This window comes from Citrobacter sp. Cm038 (assembly GCF_030333105.1).
GTDB lineage: Bacteria > Pseudomonadota > Gammaproteobacteria > Enterobacterales > Enterobacteriaceae > Citrobacter > Citrobacter murliniae.
This window is the reverse complement of record NZ_JAOWGO010000018.1, coordinates 1-17,978: the sequence shown is the minus strand read 5'-3', so window position 1 is coordinate 17,978 and position 17,978 is coordinate 1. Positions and strand designations below refer to the sequence as shown.

Below are 17,978 nucleotides of genomic sequence, written 5' to 3'. Positions count from 1 at the left end.
GTAGGGCGGGTAAACAAAACGCACCCGCCAAAATTGGCTTTACGCGCTGCGGCGCAGCATACCTTGTTTTTTCAGCCATACCAGCAGAATGGAGATGGCCGCAGGTGTCACACCAGAAATACGTGATGCCTGACCAATCGACACAGGTTTGTGATCATTAAGCTTGGCAATAACTTCATTCGATAAACCGGAAACCTGGCGATAGTCCAGAGTCGCAGGCAACAAAGTGTTTTCATTACGTTGCTGCCGGTCTATTTCATCCTGCTGACGGGCAATATACCCTTCGTATTTAACCTGAATCTCAACCTGTTCTGCGGCCTGTGCATCGTCAAGACCCGGGGCGAACGCAGACAAAGATGTCAGCTGTGCGTAGGTCATATCCGGGCGACGCAGAAGATCTTCACCACTGGCTTCACGTGACAGAGGAGTCGCAAGGTGAGCGTTCACTTCAGCGGCAGACTCAGCTAACGGGTTCACCCAGGTCGATTTAAGACGTTGACGTTCTTGTTCGATGCGCTCCAGTTTTTCATTGAAACGCGCCCAGCGTTCGTCATCCACCAGACCCAGCTCGCGGCCCATTTCTGTCAGACGGAGATCGGCGTTATCTTCACGCAACATCAAACGATATTCCGCACGTGAGGTAAACATACGGTACGGTTCTTTGGTACCCAGTGTACAAAGATCATCGACTAATACGCCAAGGTATGCCTGAGAACGTGCAGGAGCCCAGCCTTCTTTGTCAGCGGACAGACGGGCAGCGTTCAGGCCAGCAAGCAGACCCTGCGCCGCGGCTTCTTCATAACCTGTCGTGCCGTTGATTTGTCCGGCAAAGAACAATCCCTGGATAAATTTGCTTTCCAGAGTGGGTTTCAGATCGCGTGGGTCGAAGAAGTCATACTCAATAGCATAGCCGGGGCGAACGATTCTCGCGTTTTCCATCCCCTGCATAGAGCGAACAATCTGCATCTGTACATCGAATGGCAGGCTGGTGGAGATGCCGTTCGGGTAAATTTCGTTGGAAGTCAGTCCTTCTGGTTCGAGGAAGATCTGATGTTGGTTACGATCAGCAAAACGCATTACTTTGTCTTCGATCGATGGGCAGTAACGTGGACCAATGCCTTCGATCACACCAGCATACATTGGACTACGATCGAGGTTATTTCGGATCACGTCATGGGTTTTCTCGTTGGTATGCGTGATGTAGCAAGGTACCTGATTGGGATGCTGCGAGGCGCTACCCATAAACGAGAAAACTGGCATTGGGTTATCGCCGTGCTGCTGCGCCAGTACGCTGAAATCGATAGTACGGGCATCAATGCGCGGTGGTGTTCCGGTTTTGAGGCGGCTCACACGCAGCGGGAGTTCACGCAAGCGACGTGACAATGGAATAGACGACGGATCGCCAGCACGGCCACCGCTGTAGTTGTCCAGACCGATATGTATTTTACCATCGAGGAAGGTACCGACGGTCAGAACCACCGCTTTGGCGCGGAACTTCAAACCCATTTGAGTCACAGCACCAACAACACGATCGTTTTCAACAATCAGATCTTCAACCGCCTGCTGGAAGATCATCAGGTTTGGCTGATTCTCCAGCGCAGTGCGTACAGCCTGCCGATAGAGCACACGATCCGCCTGAGCACGGGTCGCTCGGACGGCCGGTCCTTTGCTCGCGTTTAGTATCCTAAACTGAATGCCGGCATGGTCGATCGCTTTGGCCATCAGCCCACCAAGCGCATCCACTTCTTTTACCAGGTGTCCCTTCCCAATGCCGCCAATGGCCGGGTTGCAACTCATCTGCCCCAGCGTGTCGATATTGTGTGTCAAAAGCAGAGTCTGCTGACCCATCCGCGCCGCTGCCATTGCGGCCTCGGTGCCTGCATGACCCCCGCCAATGATGATGACGTCAAAAGGATCCTGATAAAACATGGTAATTGCCTCGCATAACGCGGTGTGAAAATGGATTGAAGCCCGGGCCGTGGATTCTACTCAACTTTAGTCGATGGAGAAAGACCTGGGATCCTGGGTATTAAAAAGAAGATCTTTTTATTTAGAGATCTGTTTTATTGTGATCTCTTATTAGGATCGCGACTTTCTGTGGATAAGGGCGATCCTTTGAATAAGATCAACAGGTTGTTGAGGATCATTAGCTGTGAATGATCGGTGATCCTGGTCCGTATAAGCTGGGATCAGAATGAAGGGTTATACACAACTCAAAAACTGAACAACGGTTGTTCTTTGGATAACTACTGGTTAATCCAAGCTTACTACCAGAGTTATCCACACTCGATCGCACGATCTTTACACATTTTTGAGTAAATTAATCCAGGATCCCAGCCAAACTTCCGCTGGATCCTCCGGAATATCGTGTTCAAGGACATTGATCCTGAGTGTTTCGCCGATCTGTTTTGCACCAGACGATGTCAGTTCAGCCTGTAATTTGTCGATCGCGCCACAGAAGGTGTCATATTCGCGGCTGCCAATACCAATTGCACCGAAACGAACCTGAGAAAGGTCTGTTTTCTGAGACTGAAGATCTTTATAGAAAGGAAGCAGGTTATCCGGGATGTCTCCAGCTCCGTGTGTTGAGCTGATCACCAACCAAATACCAGAGGTAGGGAGCTCCTCTACTTGCGGTCCGTGCAGTGTTTCGGTTGAAAAACCTGCATCTTCCAGCTTTTCAGCCAGATGTTCCGCAACGTATTCGGCACCACCAAGGGTACTACCGCTGATAAGAGTAATGTCCGCCATATGAGCCCATCCTGATAAAGAGGGGCTATTGTACGCTGTGAGTGAGCTGGGATCTACCTGTGGAAAAGCAGGGAATTAAAAAAAACGATCATGGGCGGATTGTACGCATAATCGGGTTCTGCAGGACGATCAAGGTTTCAGTGGACTGAATTTCGTCAATTGTTTGGATCTTGTTGATAAGTACCTGCTGCAAGGCGTCAATGGAGCGGCACATTACCTTAATAAAGATACTGTAGTGGCCGGTGGTGTAATACGCCTCCGTCACTTCATCAAGACTTTCCAGTCTGGCCAGCGCAGACGGGTAGTCTTTCGCACTTTTCAGGATGATGCCGATAAAGCAGCCGACGTCATAACCCAACTGCTTGGGACTGACATCAATACGCGCGCCGGTAATTATCCCGGCTTGCTTCATCTTCTCTACGCGCACATGGATCGTACCGGGGCTGACGCCAAATTGTTTGGCCAGTTCTGCGTATGCGGTGCGGGCGTTTTCCATCAGGGCGTCAAGAATGCCGCGGTCCAGATTGTCGATCTGATAATTTTCCATAGGTTTTTCTTATGTAGATTAATGATTCCATCTATTTTAGCGGTTATTTTTAACGAATCAAAATCGAACGTGGCTTTTTGTTTGTTGATTATTGAATATTGCCCTCATTCTGTTGCTTAATCATAGGCAACAGGACACAGGAGTAAAAATAATGAAAACCGCTTACATTGCCAAACAACGTCAAATTAGCTTCGTGAAATCTCATTTTTCTCGTCAGCTGGAGGAGCGTTTAGGTCTGATCGAAGTACAGGCCCCGATCCTCAGTCGTGTAGGAGATGGCACGCAGGATAACTTGTCGGGCTGTGAAAAAGCGGTGCAGGTAAAAGTAAAAGCATTGCCTGACGCCCAGTTCGAAGTGGTTCATTCACTGGCGAAGTGGAAACGTCAAACACTGGGACAACACGACTTCAGCGCGGGCGAAGGGCTGTACACGCACATGAAAGCCCTGCGCCCCGATGAAGATCGCCTCTCTCCGCTCCATTCTGTTTACGTCGATCAGTGGGACTGGGAGCGCGTAATGGGCGACGGTGAGCGTCAATTCTCCACCCTGAAAAGCACGGTAGAGGCTATTTGGGCGGGAATTAAGGCAACTGAAGCTGCGGTGAGCAAAGAATTTGGTCTGGCACCGTTCCTGCCAGAGCAGATCCACTTTGTTCACAGCCAGGAGCTGTTATCCCGTTATCCGGGGCTTGATGCAAAAGGTCGTGAGCGTGCGATTGCTAAAGAGCTGGGCGCTGTATTCCTGGTGGGGATCGGCGGCAAGCTCAGCGACGGTCATCGCCATGACGTTCGTGCGCCGGACTATGATGACTGGAGCTCAGCTTCCGAACTGGGCTACGCTGGTCTGAACGGTGATATCCTGGTGTGGAACCCGGTGCTGGAAGATGCGTTTGAACTTTCTTCTATGGGGATCCGCGTGGATGCTGATGCGCTTAAGCACCAGCTTGCTCTGACTGGTGATGAAGATCGCCTGAGTCTGGAGTGGCACCAGGCGCTGTTGCGTGGCGAAATGCCGCAGACCATTGGCGGGGGTATTGGTCAGTCACGCCTGACTATGCTGTTGCTGCAGTTGCCGCACATTGGTCAGGTACAGTGCGGCGTATGGCCGACACAGGTACGTGAAAGCGTTGCCTCTCTGCTGTAAGTACTAACGCTGCCAGCGTCTGAGCAGGCGGCTTCGCATCCCGGTATCAAAGCGCCAGATATGATCGAAAATGCGCATGATACCGGGTTTGCCATGGGCAGACATTGCGACCGCATGAAAACGGTGCTGGTGTACCCGCTGTAGCTCTCCCACTTTATTGATGACCTCATCAGGCAATCGCTGAGCGATAAAATCCGAAATAACTACCGCATCGGCATCAAACCATTCTCGCCCCTGCATCCTTTCTATAATGGCGCGAAAACAGCTGGCAATATCTGTGCCGCCGCGAAAACGCTGGCTTAGAAAACGGATCGCTTGCTCAATGCCTTGCGCTCCGGACAGCTCATAGCGCACGACTTCAGTTGAAAATAGCATAATGAAGCAGCGGCGGTTATCGGCGAGGGCAACGCGCATCAGCGCCAGGCAAAAGGCTTTTGCGCACTGTTCGTTAAATCCCCCCATTGACCCTGAGGTATCCACGCAGACAATAAAAGGCCCGCGTGGCTGTTCATCAAAGTCCTGATGTACAACCGGACGCTCTGTCACTTTCTCGCGCCATGCTTCACCATGAAGGCGGTAGGTCAGTAGCTGTTTTTCCACCAGCCGACGGTAGAATTCATATTCCAGTTCAGTGATGCCGAGTGTGGCTAATTCTGGCGGCAACAGGCGCAGAATATCGTCACTTTGCTGAATGCCATCAACCTGTTCGGGGACGGTTGCAGGTTCCCGCACCAGGGTACGGAATGTTTCCATCGGCGCATCTTTTCGCGGTACAGATTTCGCTTCCCTGGAGCGCCCCAGTTGCTCGGCCAGACGCTGGAGTTCGGGTTGTTGTGTCAGGAAATCGCCGTATTTCACAATCAGCTGATAATCGCCACGTTTGATTTGACCTGCGCTCATATCCCACAAACGGCCTGCGGCATTGTCATTTTCCGCCAGCACTGGATCCAGTTGTCCACTGAGAGTCATCCTCTCCTGTACTTCACTGAGCAGTTGTTCGCGCTCTTCTTCCAGTAGTTGCTGATTCAGCGTTGTGGTTTGAATCACCAGGCTTAAGCGCCAGCGCTGTAGAAAAAGCGTGTGCAGCGCGGGCGTAAACGTACTATTGCTATCGACCAGTTGCTGGGCTTGTCCAGCGTAGGGGGAATGTAGCCGGTGTAACAGCGTTAATATTTGCGGTAACTGGACGATAAACTGCGGGGTGGATAGAAGTTGACTTTGTTGGTAACACATCACCTCTTCTGTCAGTTCCGGCGGTACGCGAGTGTCTTTAAGACGGTTGCGTAATGCCTCTCGCCAGCGGGGAAGATCGTTAGCAATGGCTTTCTTTAACCGGGGGAATTTTTCAAAAAATACCGCCAGTTGTGGAGAGGCCAGCAGAGCGAGGATCATCTCTTCGATCATCCCTTCTTCGCTTACTGCCAGCATGATATTTAGCGTATCAAGGGTTAGCATTGTTGCGCCTGTCGGATCTGCTCTCCAACTTCCTGCAGGCTGGCCTCAATACGACCTAACCAGTCACTATGGATAAACAGACATTTTTGCTGTTCGCTAAACCCGCTATGCTGTTGGTGCCACTCGTTATCGAGCGCTTCAAGCTGCTGTTTTATCTCGTTGGGCATACTCTCTTCAGATGACCCAGGCAGCGCCAGACGGGAGCCTTGTAAACTGACGTCGCGAACCACCAGGTGTTGGGCGCTGTCGACCTCCATATTTAGCGTCTGTGCAAACCCGATCCCGTTTAGTTTTCCACGGATCTCACCGCCTTTCGTAAGCCACTGTTCCAGGGCGCTACGTTCAAACGAAATATGGATCACCTCCATATCGTGCAGTTTTAAGGGTTTTTGTAGCAGTAACGTCAATACGGATGCAGTGACTTCTGGGGGAAGATCATAGTGAGGACGACGGCTGAACATTCCACCCTGACGAATGACGGTGAAGGCAGTTTTATCGCTTTGCTGCTGCTGAAGCTGGATTCGACGCTGCATAATAGCCCCAAGGCGCGTCAGCATCGCCTGTTGTTGCCAGGCGTGTCCGGTCATCAAAACTTCCAGCTGTTGCTGCATCAGATTCAGGCTTTGTGCGTCGTACCACAGGCAATCTTTCAACAGAATGAGATCGATAGGAGCGACTGCATCGCGTCCGCTAAAGAAGGCGCTTGCCTGGAGTAAGCGGATCGCTTTCTTCCAGCGACGGTCAGACACGTAAGGGGCGTTTGGTATCGCGTCCAGTTGTTGGCGCAGCGTAAAAATAAGTTCGAATACACGATCAGGAAGCTGGATCGCACCAATGTCTTTTTGCCACTGGTAATACTCTTCATCCGTCACCTGTAACGTCGCTGGGACCGGATTGTCGCTTTCATCTTGTTGGCTTAACAGCATTGAGCGGAAGTTGGCCTTTTCCTGCACCTTATCCAGCCACAAGCGAATCAGCATACGGTCGTACAAGGCTTCCAGACTACTGTCTGCTTCAGGCAGTTCGTTGGAAGCCGCCACCAGCAGACGCATCGGGATTTTTTCTTCGTGCGCACCGTTACGGAAATGGCGTTCGTTAATGGCGGTAAGCAGGGTATTAAGAATGGCCGGGCCTGCTTTCCAGATTTCATCCAGAAAGACGATTTCAGCTTCAGGAAGATAGCCTGCCGTTAAGCGCTCATAGCGTCCTTCATCCTTCAGGGCCTGAATGGACAGGGGACCAAAAACCTCTTCTGGTGTAGAGAAGCGCGTCATCAGGTATTCGAAAGCGCGTGCGTTTTTAAAAGCAAACTTCAATCGGCGAGCTATTAAGCTTTTAGCGATCCCTGGAGGGCCTAATAAGAAAACGCTCTCGCCGCTCAGTGCAGCCAGCAGACAAAGACGGATGGCGTGGCTACGTTCATAAAGTCCCTTTTCCAGCGCATTGCTCAGACGGGAAATTCTTTCCGCTAATAAATGTGGGTGAGCCATAATGAAGTGGCGTCCTTTCGCCAAATGTACTGCGTGAACAGCGAGTATAGCTGTTTCACACCAGGGCAATAATAGACTTAAGGTGCGTTTAATTTTCTTTGAGCCAGATTAATCTGGTCTCATTTAGGGGTACGATTTTGCGATTAATCGTGCATACTGTGCGCCTTTTTGTGGGCCAAGGGACTACGCACACATTTCATATATATATACACTAAATCATTCAGGCTGCATCAAGGCGGCAAAGGAGTGAACCTTCTGAGCTTACATTTGTAAGTTACCGGGGGGAGTGCTGCCAACGCGGAGTAGTTTGAAGGATGACGTGTATAAACGAAAGACTAGTCTATGAGCACTGATAATAAGCAATCATTGTCTGCGATTACTCTCGCAGCCATTGGGGTTGTCTACGGTGATATCGGTACCAGCCCGCTTTATACACTTCGTGAATGTTTGTCCGGCCAGTTCGGCTTTGGTGTTGAACGTGATGCCGTGTTTGGTTTTCTCTCGCTGATTTTCTGGCTACTGATCTTTGTTGTCTCTATTAAGTATCTGACGTTTGTCATGCGTGCGGATAATGCCGGTGAAGGTGGGATCCTGACATTGATGTCGTTGGCCGGGCGCAATACGTCGGCGCGAACAACGTCAATGCTGGTCATTATGGGGTTGATTGGTGGCAGCTTCTTCTATGGTGAGGTGGTGATTACCCCGGCCATTTCGGTGATGTCGGCGATTGAAGGCCTGGAAATCATAGCCCCACAGCTTGATACCTGGATAGTCCCGCTATCCATTATCGTACTTACCCTGCTGTTTTTAATTCAAAAACACGGTACCGGGATGGTGGGTAAGCTGTTTGCTCCCATTATGCTGCTTTGGTTCCTGGTTCTGGCCGTATTAGGCGTGCGCAGTATTATTGCGAACCCGGAAGTACTGCAAGCGCTGAATCCTTACTGGGCAGTGCATTTTTTCCTGGAATTCAAAACGTTGTCATTCATCGCATTGGGCGCTGTGGTTCTGTCAATCACCGGTGTTGAAGCGCTGTATGCCGATATGGGCCACTTTGGTAAGTTGCCTATTCGTCTGGCCTGGTTCTCGGTCGTTTTGCCTTCGCTGGTGCTAAACTATTTTGGTCAGGGAGCGTTGCTGTTAAAACATCCTGAAGCGATCAAAAACCCGTTCTTCCTGTTGGCGCCTGACTGGGCGTTAATTCCACTGTTGATCCTTGCTGCATTGGCAACGGTTATCGCCTCACAGGCGGTCATTTCCGGCGTATTCTCTCTGACACGTCAGGCCGTACGTTTGGGATATTTATCACCTATGCGCATTATCCATACCTCCGAAATGGAATCGGGTCAGATCTATATTCCTTTTGTAAACTGGATGCTCTACTTTGCGGTGGTGATTGTCATTGTGAGCTTTGAGCATTCCAGTAATTTGGCTGCCGCGTACGGTATTGCGGTAACGGGAACGATGGTACTGACTTCTATTCTGTCGACCACCGTGGCGCGTAAAAACTGGCACTGGAATAAATACTTCGTTTTCCTGATTCTGGTGGCGTTCCTGTGCATCGATATTCCGCTGTTCTCTGCGAACCTCGATAAACTGATTTCTGGCGGCTGGCTGCCACTTTCGCTCGGTCTGGTGATGTTCACCATTATGACGACCTGGAAGAGTGAACGCTTCCGTCTGTTACGTCGCATGCATGAACACGGTAACTCTCTGGAAGCGATGATTGCTTCCCTGGAGAAATCACCACCGGTACGTGTGCCGGGAACGGCCGTGTATATGTCGCGAGCGCTAAATGTTATCCCGTTTGCGCTTCTACATAACTTAAAACATAACAAAGTGCTGCATGAGCGTGTGATCCTGCTGACGCTACGAACGGAAGATGCGCCGTATGTTCATAATGTGCGTAGGGTGCAAATTGAGCAGCTGTCGCCCACCTTCTGGCGCGTGGTTGCCAGTTATGGCTGGCGTGAAACGCCTAATGTAGAAGAAGTATTCCATCGCTGTGGTCTGGAAGGACTTAGCTGTCGGATGATGGAAACATCTTTCTTTATGTCGCACGAGTCGCTAATCGTGGGTAAACGGCCTTGGTATTTACGCCTGCGCGGTAAGTTGTATCTTCTGCTGCAACGCAATGCGCTACGCGCACCAGACCAGTTTGAAATCCCGCCGAACCGGGTTATTGAACTCGGTACTCAGGTCGAGATTTAATGCAACTGACCCCCTCTTTCATTATGAAAGAGGGGGTTTTGTTTTCATCATCGCAATTTTCTTTTCGTCAAATGATACGGCTTGCGAAACGTTTCGATGGCGATCACATTTTCGTAACGTCGTGGTGGTTTTCTGTGCATCCTTCAGACTAAAATTATTCTCAGCGAAACGTTTCGCTAGTGGGGAAAGAAAATGAAGAAAGGCGCAGTACTCAACTCTGAAATTTCATCGGTGATCTCCCGTCTGGGGCATACCGATACGCTGGTAGTATGTGATGCAGGTTTACCCATTCCGAACAGCACAACGCGTATTGATATGGCATTAACCCAGGGCGTACCTTCTTTTATGCAGGTACTGGATGTGGTTACTCGTGAAATGCAGGTCGAGGCGGCCATTCTCGCGACGGAAATTAAACAACATAATCCGCAACTCCACGAAACGTTGCTCAACCACATTGAGCAACTGCAACAACACCAGGGAAATACCATTGAAATTCGTTACACCACGCATGAACAATTCAAAAAACAGACCGCAGACAGTCAGGCGGTAATTCGCAGCGGAGAATGTTCTCCGTATGCGAATATCATTCTTTGTGCTGGCGTCACGTTCTGAGGCCATCATGAACGCATTACTGCAACTCAAAGGGATCGATAAAGCGTTCCCGGGCGTCAAAGCGCTATCCGGCGCCGCGTTAAATGTCTACCCAGGCCGCGTCATGGCTCTGGTGGGAGAAAACGGCGCGGGTAAATCCACCATGATGAAAGTCCTGACCGGTATCTATACCCGTGATGCCGGTTCTTTATTATGGCTGGGTAAAGAAACCACCTTTAACGGTCCTAAATCCTCTCAGGAGGCCGGGATTGGCATCATTCACCAGGAGCTAAACCTGATCCCACAACTCACTATTGCTGAGAACATTTTTCTTGGCCGTGAGTTTGTAAATCGCTTTGGCAAAATTGACTGGAAGAAGATGTACGCCGAAGCCGACCTGCTGCTAGCCAAACTCAATCTGCGTTTTAAAAGCGACAGGCTGGTGGGGGAGTTGTCAATTGGCGATCAGCAGATGGTAGAAATTGCCAAAGTGCTGAGCTTTGAATCCAGAGTCATCATTATGGATGAACCGACGGATGCGCTGACCGATACCGAAACTGAGTCTTTGTTCCGCGTGATCCGCGAGCTTAAGTCGCAGGGGCGCGGCATTGTCTATATCTCCCACCGCATGAAAGAGATCTTCGAGATCTGCGATGACGTGACCGTTTTTCGCGATGGACAGTTTATTGCTGAACGTGAAGTTGCAACGCTTACTGAAGACTCGCTGATTGAAATGATGGTGGGGCGTAAGCTGGAAGATCAGTATCCACGTCTGGATAAAGCACCAGGCGATGTGCGTCTGAAGGTCGATAATCTGTGCGGTCCTGGGGTTAATGACGTTTCATTCACTCTGCGTAAAGGAGAGATCCTTGGCGTATCAGGACTGATGGGCGCTGGGCGTACCGAACTGATGAAAGTGCTGTACGGCGCGTTACCTCGCTCCAGCGGTTATGTCACGCTTGACGGACATGAGGTTGTCACCCGTTCTCCGCAGGATGGGCTGGCTAACGGTATCGTCTATATTTCTGAAGACCGTAAGCGCGATGGCTTAGTGCTGGGTATGTCGGTTAAAGAGAACATGTCGCTGACGGCGCTGCGTTATTTCAGTCGCGCGGGCGGAAGCCTGAAACATAAAGATGAGCAGCAGGCGGTGGATGATTTTATCCGTCTGTTCAATGTGAAAACGCCATCAATGGAACAGGCCATTGGTCTGCTCTCCGGCGGCAATCAGCAGAAAGTAGCGATTGCGCGCGGGTTGATGACCCGGCCAAAAGTGCTGATCCTCGATGAACCAACGCGTGGCGTGGATGTCGGGGCTAAGAAAGAGATTTATCAGCTTATCAATCAGTTTAAGGCTGATGGGCTAAGTATCATTCTGGTCTCCTCGGAGATGCCAGAAGTATTGGGCATGAGCGATCGAATTATCGTCATGCATGAAGGGCATCTTGGCGGTGAGTTCACTCGCGAGCAGGCCACTCAGGAAGTATTAATGGCTGCCGCTGTAGGCAAGCTTAATCGCGTGAATCAGGAGTAAAAAAGATGACTACCCAGGCTGTTTCTGGTCGCCGTTATTTCACCAAAGCATGGCTTCTGGAGCAAAAGTCGCTCATCGCTCTGTTGGTGCTGATCGCGATTGTTTCCACTATGAGTCCCAACTTTTTTACCGTAAATAACCTGTTTAACATTCTCCAGCAAACGTCAGTTAACGCCATTATGGCTGTCGGCATGACGTTGGTGATCTTGACGTCGGGTATCGATCTGTCAGTCGGTTCCCTGCTGGCGCTTACCGGTGCGGTTGCTGCTTCCATTGTCGGGATTGAGGTTAACGCGCTGGTGGCTGTTGCGGCTGCTCTGGCGTTAGGTGCTGCTATTGGTGCGGTGACCGGAGTGATTGTCGCGAAAGGCCGCGTACAGGCGTTCATCGCTACGTTGGTGATGATGTTGCTGCTGCGCGGTGTGACCATGGTGTATACCAACGGTAGCCCCGTTAATACCGGATTTACCGATAATGCCGATGTCTTCGGTTGGTTTGGTATTGGCCGTCCTCTGGGGATCCCAACGCCAGTGTGGATTATGGGGATTGTCTTCCTCGCTGCGTGGTACATGCTTCATCATACTCGCCTTGGTCGCTATATCTATGCGCTGGGCGGTAACGAAGCGGCGACGCGCCTGTCAGGCATCAGCGTCAGTAAAATCAAAATTATTGTTTATTCACTTTGTGGGCTGCTGGCATCGCTGGCGGGCATCATCGAAGTTGCGCGTCTTTCATCTGCTCAACCAACGGCAGGAACTGGTTATGAGCTGGATGCTATCGCCGCGGTCGTATTAGGCGGTACCAGCCTGGCTGGCGGTAAAGGACGCATTGTTGGGACGCTGATCGGCGCATTAATTCTTGGCTTCCTCAATAATGGTTTGAATTTGTTAGGTGTTTCCTCCTATTACCAGATGATCGTCAAAGCTGTGGTGATTTTGCTGGCGGTACTGGTAGACAACAAAAAGCAGTAATAACGACTACAGGACATCTTAAATATGAACATGAAAAAACTGGCTACCCTGGTTTCTGCTGTCGCGCTGAGCGCCACTGTGAGTGCGAATGCGATGGCAAAAGATACCATTGCGCTGGTGGTCTCCACGCTCAACAACCCGTTCTTTGTCTCTCTGAAGGATGGGGCGCAAAAAGAAGCGGATAAACTGGGCTACAACCTGGTGATTCTGGATTCGCAGAATAACCCGGCGAAAGAGCTGGCGAACGTTCAGGATTTAACAGTTCGCGGTACTAAAATTCTGCTGATTAACCCGACTGACTCCGATGCCGTCGGTAACGCCGTGAAGATGGCTAACCAGGCGAAAATCCCGGTAATTACCCTGGACCGCGTAGCGTCTAAAGGTGAGGTTGTGAGCCACATTGCGTCAGACAACGTGCTGGGCGGTAAAATTGCTGGCGATTACATCGCGAAAAAAGCGGGTGAAGGCGCGAAAGTTATTGAACTGCAGGGTATTGCCGGAACTTCTGCGGCCCGTGAGCGTGGCGAAGGTTTCCAGCAGGCCGTTGCGGCACACAAATTTAATGTACTGGCCAGCCAGCCGGCAGACTTCGACCGTACCAAAGGTCTGAACGTTATGCAGAACCTGCTGACTGCTCACCCTGATGTGCAGGCTGTATTTGCCCAGAACGATGAAATGGCACTTGGCGCGCTGCGTGCACTGCAAACTGCCGGTAAATCTGATGTGATGGTGGTTGGATTTGACGGCACGCCAGATGGCGAAAAAGCGGTAAATGATGGCAAACTGGCTGCGACTATCGCTCAGTTACCGGATCAGATTGGCGCGAAAGGCGTTGAAACTGCGGATAAAGTACTGAAAGGCGAGAAAGTTCAGGCTAAATATCCGGTTGACCTGAAGCTGGTCATCAAGCAGTAATAGCGATTCAGGTCGCTCTCGGCCTGATGGCGACATAAATACGCCATCCTCATCAATTTGAAGATGAAAGCGTAAAAAGAAAAGCAGGGCACGCGCCACCCTAACCCGGTGGCGCACTTTGACTTGGAATTCCGAACATGAAAACCGCAGGCAACCTCGTTGTTCTTGGCAGTATTAATGCCGATCACATCCTTAACCTTAAATCCTTCCCCACTCCTGGTGAAACCGTAACCGGTAGCCATTATCAGGTGGCATTTGGTGGAAAAGGCGCGAATCAGGCAGTTGCTGCGGGTCGTAGTGGCGCGAATATCGCGTTTATTGCCTGTACAGGTGACGACGATATTGGTGAAAGTGTTCGCAAGCAATTAGCCAGTGATAACATCGATATTGCTCCCATTAGCGTGATTCAGGGGGAATCGACCGGCGTGGCGCTGATTTTTGTTAATGGTGAAGGTGAGAACGTCATCGGTATTCATGCCGGAGCGAATGCTGCGCTTTCGCCTGCGCTGGTGGAAGCTCAGCGTGATCGCATTGCCCAGGCATCGGCACTACTGATGCAATTAGAGTCGCCGATCGAAAGTGTGCTGACCGCAGCAAAGATTGCGCATCAAAACAATACGACGGTAGCGCTTAACCCGGCTCCGGCGCGTGAACTTTCTGACGAGTTGCTGGCGCTGGTGGACATCATTACCCCAAATGAAACCGAGGCTGAAAAGCTGACAGGGATCCGTGTAGAAAATGATGATGATGCGGCTAAAGCAGCGCAGGCGTTGCATGCAAAGGGTATTCACACCGTACTGATTACCTTAGGTAGTCGTGGTGTATGGGCCAGCGTGAACGGTAAAGGTAGTCGAGTTCCCGGTTTCAAAGTGGATGCAGTAGATACCATCGCGGCCGGAGACACTTTTAACGGCGCGTTAATCACAGCCTTACTGGAAGAGACTCCGTTGCCAGAAGCGATTCGCTTTGCGCATGCGGCTGCGGCGATTGCGGTAACGCGTAAAGGCGCACAGCCTTCCGTTCCGTGGCGCGAAGAAATAGAGGCGTTTTTACAGCAGAGGTAACGCTTGGCTACAATGAAGGACGTTGCCCGCCTTGCGGGTGTTTCCACGTCGACGGTTTCTCACGTCATCAATAAAGATCGCTTTGTCAGTGAGGCTATCACCGATAAAGTTGACGCTGCGATTAAAGAGCTTAACTACGCGCCTTCCGCGCTGGCGCGTAGCCTCAAGTTAAATCAGACCCACACCATAGGCATGTTAATCACCGCCAGTACCAATCCCTTTTATTCTGAACTGGTTCGCGGTGTTGAACGCAGCTGTTTTGAGCGGGGCTACAGTCTGGTGTTGTGCAATACCGAAGGTGATGAACAGCGTATGAATCGTAATCTGGAAACGTTGATGCAAAAGCGGGTGGACGGTTTACTGCTGCTCTGCACGGAAACACATCAGCCATCCAGAGAGATCATGCAGCGTTATCCTTCTATTCCTACTGTGATGATGGACTGGTCCCCCTTTGATGGTGAAAGTGACCTGATTCAGGATAATTCCTTGTTGGGCGGGGATTTAGCCACGCAGCATCTTATCGAAAAAGGGTTTACACGCATTGCCTGTATTACCGGACCTCTGGATAAAACACCGGCGCGTTTGCGTCTGGAAGGGTATCGGGCAGCAATGCAGCGAGCAGGATTAGCTATCCCGGAAGGTTATGAGATTACCGGCGATTTCGAGTTTGGCGGTGGATTTTCAGCCATGCAAACGCTGCTGTCGCATAAACAACGACCGCAGGCCGTTTTCACGGGAAATGATGCGATGGCAGTCGGTGCGTATCAGGCCCTGTATCAATCAGGATTGCGTATCCCGCAGGATATGGCGGTGGTGGGTTATGATGATATTGAGCTGGCTCGCTATATGACGCCGCCGCTTACGACGATTCATCAACCTAAAGATGAATTGGGCGAACTGGCCATAGATGTGTTGATCCACCGTATGGCACAGCCCGCATTGCAGCAACAGCGATTGCAGCTTACTCCTGTTCTGATGGCGCGGGGCTCGGCTTAGGCTTATGCCGGTCTTTGATTAAATTGCGACCATCTTTGGCTTTTAGCAGCATAAACATCAGCGCCGAAACCACCGTGATAGCGCCCATGGTAATAAAGGTATAGTGGAACTGTTCGACCGTATTGGTTCCTTCAATGCCTTCATATATACGCAGCACGGCGGCGCTGATTGCCACTCCTAAACTGATCGACAATTGCTGAGTGACGGCTAACACGCTGTTTCCGCTACTGGCATTATCATCGGTCAGGTCCGCGAGGGTAATCGTATTCATCGAGGTAAACTGGGTGGACATCGCCATGCCTAAAATGAACAATGGCAGGATCAGCATCCATACTGGCATTGCTGGGGATTGCAATGAGAACTGCGCAATCATCAGGCCGATAAACACCGTAATGCCGACCAGTGTAGTTCTGTAGCCAAGGCGACGCAGTACCTGCGTCACCATCGATTTAGCCAGAATTGATCCCAGCGCCGTCGGCGCCATCATGCAACCGGCAATCAGCGCCGGATAACCAAATCCTACCTGCAACATCAGCGGCATTAAGAAGGGAACGCATCCTGTACCCAGACGAGTCGCCAGGTTTCCCGCGATACCGACGGAAAAGGTTCGCGTCTTAAAGATTGGCAGCGATATTAGAGGTGTCGGATGACGGCGCGCGTGGCGAATGTAGGCGAGCAGTAACAAAATGCTGCCGAGAATAATACTTAGGGCAATCCAGCTGGCGACCAGCTTCTCACCGAACAGCTCAACGCCGCTGGAAAACAGCACCAGACTCAGGCCAAAGAGAAGGAAACCGGTCATATCAAAACCGCGGCGCGGCGTGGTGAAGTTAGGCATATATTTGCGGGCATAAAAGATACCTGCTATGCCAATGGGAATATTAATCAGGAAGATCCAGTGCCAGCTGGCCCACGTGACCAGCACGCCACCCAGTACTGGACCTAAAATCGGCCCCACAAGTCCAGGCATGGTCACGAAGTTAAGGACGGGAAGAAGTTCACTACGTGGATAGGCACGAAGCAGTGCCAGGCGGGCAACAGGCATCATCATTGCGCCACCAATGCCTTGTATAACACGAAATATCACCAGTTCGGTTAATGAACCAGATAGCGCACAGGCAAGTGAACCCAGGGTAAAGAGACTAACGGCGATCATAAATACGCGCCGGGTGCCGAAGCGGTCTGCCAGCCATCCACTCACTGGGATCAACATCGCAACAGTCAGGGTATAACTGATAATGGCAGACTGCATGGCAAGTGGGGAGCGGTTCAGGCTTTGTGCTATTGCGGGTAAGGCGGTATTGAGGATGGTGGCGTCTAATGCCTGCATAAAAAAGGCCATGGCTGCTATCCATGGCAACCCGGCCATACTGCGCGATTTCTTTTCTGCCATAGATTATTTATCCGGGAGTTCGTTCGGCGCTATCAGTAATGCCTGACAGGCAGTGAAGGCGCGATCGCCATCACTATCCTCTATTGCATCGACAATGGCCTGATGCAAATCCAGCTTTACCACATCGTTATAGGTAATAGAGGTAAAATAGGTCTGGTAGACAGAATGGAACAACGATGCAAAGGATATCAGGAATGGATTCGCACTCATCTCATAGATGTGCTCATGCCAGGCGATATCAACTTCAATCCAGCGTTCACGCTTAAAGTTTCTTTTCAGCTCGACCATCTCTTCCATTAATGTATTCAGATGTGCCTTCTGTTCTGCCGTACCTATGGTTGCAGCTAGTAAACAGGCCTGGGGCTCCAGGCTAATGCGCATCACCAGAAAATGTTTGATGACCTGAGGGAAATTATCTTCCGTCATCCACCAGGTAAGCAGCTCCTGGTCGAGGAAATTCCAGTTTGCCTGCGGCATCACTCGTGTGCCAATCCGGGGGCGTGGTAATACCATACCTTTTGCCGTTAATGTTTTTACCGCTTCTCTTACCGCCGTGCGACTCACGCCAAACTGGTCACCCAGCTCAATTTCGCCTGGTAGGATTGCACCCGGTGCGTACTGACCTTTTAATATTCGTTGAGCCAGCTTTTCAGCCAGAACATAGGAAAGGTTCTTCTGTGCAGCTAACTGTTGGGCATTTAAAGGCATGAATGTTCTTCCTTAAGTCTTTCTCTTATTCATTAGTATGCCATCAGGAAGTGTGATTGCGGTTGCAAAAACGGCAAATTGCTTATTTTATGGCATGTTAATGACGGTTTTGGTGAAAAAACACGCACTCAGAAAGTTATTTTAAATTTCCCCTTGTCAGCCTGAAATAACTCCCTATAATGCGCCTCCACTGACACGGAACAACGGA

General features: G+C 50.7%; 15 protein-coding genes. 8 read left to right on the top strand and 7 right to left on the bottom strand.

Annotated features, from left to right (window positions below):
• Positions 1-39 precede the first annotated feature (39 nt).
• The 3 genes from mnmG to asnC all read right to left on the bottom strand — a co-directional run bounded on the left by mnmG (position 40) and on the right by asnC (position 3,298).
• Positions 40-1,929: a tRNA uridine-5-carboxymethylaminomethyl(34) synthesis enzyme MnmG gene (gene mnmG, locus OGY01_RS08955; RefSeq protein ID WP_286492929.1), complete on the bottom strand. Its 1,890-nt coding sequence runs from the start codon at positions 1,927-1,929 to the stop codon at positions 40-42.
• 372 nt (positions 1,930-2,301) lie between these two features.
• Positions 2,302-2,751, bottom strand: a complete 450-nt coding sequence (gene mioC / locus OGY01_RS08950; RefSeq protein WP_045449011.1) for an FMN-binding protein MioC — start codon at positions 2,749-2,751, stop codon at positions 2,302-2,304.
• Between the two features lie 88 nt (positions 2,752-2,839).
• Complete coding sequence (gene asnC / locus OGY01_RS08945) at positions 2,840-3,298, bottom strand: transcriptional regulator AsnC (protein ID WP_045449013.1); 459 nt, start codon at positions 3,296-3,298, stop codon at positions 2,840-2,842.
• Positions 3,299-3,449: 151 nt separating this feature from the next.
• On the opposite strand from asnC, the gene asnA reads away from it, so the two are divergent.
• On the top strand, positions 3,450-4,442 hold the full coding sequence (asnA, locus tag OGY01_RS08940) for an aspartate--ammonia ligase (RefSeq protein ID WP_045449015.1): 993 nt from the start codon (positions 3,450-3,452) through the stop codon (positions 4,440-4,442).
• 3 nt (positions 4,443-4,445) lie between these two features.
• On the opposite strand, the gene viaA is transcribed toward asnA, so the two are convergent.
• Entirely contained in the window at positions 4,446-5,897 is a 1,452-nt protein-coding gene (viaA, locus tag OGY01_RS08935) for an ATPase RavA stimulator ViaA (protein ID WP_286492928.1), read from the bottom strand.
• Positions 5,891-7,387: an ATPase RavA gene (ravA, locus tag OGY01_RS08930; RefSeq protein WP_286492927.1), complete on the bottom strand. Its 1,497-nt coding sequence runs from the start codon at positions 7,385-7,387 to the stop codon at positions 5,891-5,893. The genes viaA and ravA overlap by 7 nt, the downstream gene beginning before the upstream one ends.
• Positions 7,388-7,729: 342 nt before the next feature.
• Here ravA and kup point away from each other — a divergent pair, with 342 nt between their 5' ends.
• The 7 genes from kup (at position 7,730) to rbsR (ending at position 15,669) form a co-directional block, all read left to right on the top strand.
• Positions 7,730-9,598, top strand: a complete 1,869-nt coding sequence (kup, locus tag OGY01_RS08925; RefSeq protein ID WP_048223237.1) for a low affinity potassium transporter Kup — start codon at positions 7,730-7,732, stop codon at positions 9,596-9,598.
• A 192-nt stretch (positions 9,599-9,790) separates the two neighbouring features.
• On the top strand, positions 9,791-10,210 hold the full coding sequence (gene rbsD / locus OGY01_RS08920; protein WP_045449025.1) for a D-ribose pyranase: 420 nt from the start codon (positions 9,791-9,793) through the stop codon (positions 10,208-10,210).
• 7 nt (positions 10,211-10,217) lie between these two features.
• Entirely contained in the window at positions 10,218-11,723 is a 1,506-nt protein-coding gene (rbsA, locus tag OGY01_RS08915; protein WP_045449026.1) for a ribose ABC transporter ATP-binding protein RbsA, read from the top strand.
• A 5-nt stretch (positions 11,724-11,728) separates the two neighbouring features.
• Entirely contained in the window at positions 11,729-12,694 is a 966-nt protein-coding gene (gene rbsC, locus OGY01_RS08910) for a ribose ABC transporter permease (RefSeq protein WP_045449027.1), read from the top strand.
• Positions 12,695-12,718: 24 nt separating this feature from the next.
• Entirely contained in the window at positions 12,719-13,609 is an 891-nt protein-coding gene (gene rbsB, locus OGY01_RS08905) for a ribose ABC transporter substrate-binding protein RbsB (RefSeq protein WP_003023760.1), read from the top strand.
• A 137-nt stretch (positions 13,610-13,746) separates the two neighbouring features.
• Positions 13,747-14,673: a ribokinase gene (gene rbsK, locus OGY01_RS08900; RefSeq protein WP_048223241.1), complete on the top strand. Its 927-nt coding sequence runs from the start codon at positions 13,747-13,749 to the stop codon at positions 14,671-14,673.
• Between the two features lie 3 nt (positions 14,674-14,676).
• Positions 14,677-15,669 (top strand): ribose operon transcriptional repressor RbsR, encoded by a 993-nt coding sequence (gene rbsR / locus OGY01_RS08895; protein WP_136345351.1) that lies wholly within the window; start codon positions 14,677-14,679, stop codon positions 15,667-15,669.
• Here rbsR and mdtD read toward each other — a convergent pair.
• Together mdtD and OGY01_RS08885 are read right to left on the bottom strand one after the other, a co-directional pair.
• Positions 15,635-17,062, bottom strand: coding sequence for a multidrug transporter subunit MdtD (mdtD, locus tag OGY01_RS08890; RefSeq protein ID WP_045449036.1), 1,428 nt, complete (start codon positions 17,060-17,062; stop codon positions 15,635-15,637). The genes rbsR and mdtD overlap by 35 nt on opposite strands.
• Before the next feature lie 3 nt (positions 17,063-17,065).
• Positions 17,066-17,770, bottom strand: coding sequence for a FadR/GntR family transcriptional regulator (locus OGY01_RS08885; protein ID WP_045449039.1), 705 nt, complete (start codon positions 17,768-17,770; stop codon positions 17,066-17,068).
• Between the last annotated feature and the right edge of the window lie 208 nt (positions 17,771-17,978).

Coding starts and splice junctions, on each gene's coding strand:
- mnmG (WP_286492929.1), bottom strand. CDS start 1,929: ATGTTTTATCAGGATCCTTTTGACGTCATCATCATTGGCGGGGGTCAT.
- mioC (WP_045449011.1), bottom strand. CDS start 2,751: ATGGCGGACATTACTCTTATCAGCGGTAGTACCCTTGGTGGTGCCGAA.
- asnC (WP_045449013.1), bottom strand. CDS start 3,298: ATGGAAAATTATCAGATCGACAATCTGGACCGCGGCATTCTTGACGCC.
- asnA (WP_045449015.1), top strand. CDS start 3,450: ATGAAAACCGCTTACATTGCCAAACAACGTCAAATTAGCTTCGTGAAA.
- viaA (WP_286492928.1), bottom strand. CDS start 5,897: ATGCTAACCCTTGATACGCTAAATATCATGCTGGCAGTAAGCGAAGAA.
- ravA (WP_286492927.1), bottom strand. CDS start 7,387: ATGGCTCACCCACATTTATTAGCGGAAAGAATTTCCCGTCTGAGCAAT.
- kup (WP_048223237.1), top strand. CDS start 7,730: ATGAGCACTGATAATAAGCAATCATTGTCTGCGATTACTCTCGCAGCC.
- rbsD (WP_045449025.1), top strand. CDS start 9,791: ATGAAGAAAGGCGCAGTACTCAACTCTGAAATTTCATCGGTGATCTCC.
- rbsA (WP_045449026.1), top strand. CDS start 10,218: ATGAACGCATTACTGCAACTCAAAGGGATCGATAAAGCGTTCCCGGGC.
- rbsC (WP_045449027.1), top strand. CDS start 11,729: ATGACTACCCAGGCTGTTTCTGGTCGCCGTTATTTCACCAAAGCATGG.
- rbsB (WP_003023760.1), top strand. CDS start 12,719: ATGAACATGAAAAAACTGGCTACCCTGGTTTCTGCTGTCGCGCTGAGC.
- rbsK (WP_048223241.1), top strand. CDS start 13,747: ATGAAAACCGCAGGCAACCTCGTTGTTCTTGGCAGTATTAATGCCGAT.
- mdtD (WP_045449036.1), bottom strand. CDS start 17,062: ATGGCAGAAAAGAAATCGCGCAGTATGGCCGGGTTGCCATGGATAGCA.
- OGY01_RS08885 (WP_045449039.1), bottom strand. CDS start 17,770: ATGCCTTTAAATGCCCAACAGTTAGCTGCACAGAAGAACCTTTCCTAT.